This window comes from Arthrobacter sp. 05N429, from assembly GCF_056397045.1.
Genome location: NZ_JBFTMQ010000047.1, coordinates 1 through 434, shown reverse-complemented (window position 1 = coordinate 434; position 434 = coordinate 1). Strand labels below are relative to the sequence as shown.

1 protein-coding gene is annotated in these 434 nt (G+C 67.5%); it reads right to left on the bottom strand.

Features of this window, described 5'->3' with window-relative positions; translation table 11 throughout:
• Positions 1 to 3: 3 nt before the first annotated feature.
• The coding region (locus tag AC1DF4_RS19200) for a superoxide dismutase (RefSeq protein WP_476914362.1) at positions 4 to 434 on the bottom strand (431 nt) is incomplete at its 5' end.

The following is a 434-nucleotide window of genomic DNA, read 5'->3' as shown; positions in this document are numbered from 1 at the left end:
GTCTCAGCGCAGCTGGCTCTCGGCGAATTCCCAGTTCACCAGTTGCCAGAATGCTTCCAGATAGCGTGCACGATCATTCTGGTAGTCGGTGTAGTACGCGTGCTCCCAGACATCGCAGCAGAGCAGCGGCGTGCTGTCGCCGGTCAGCGGCGTACCCGCATTGCGGGTGGCCTGCAGGCCGAGCTGCCCGCCGGGGTGCTGCACCAGCCACACCCAGCCGGAGCCGAACAGGCCAAGCGCGGTTCGATTGAACTCTTCGCGCAGACGCTGGCCGTCGCCGAACTGGCGCTTGACCAGTTCGCCCAGGCGGCCCTGCGGCTCGCCACCGCCGCGCGGGCGCAGGCACTGCCAGTAGAAGCCGTGGTTCCACGCTTGGGCGGCGGCATCGAACAGCGCGCCCTGGGCGTGGCGGACAATGTCCTCCAGTGTGGCTT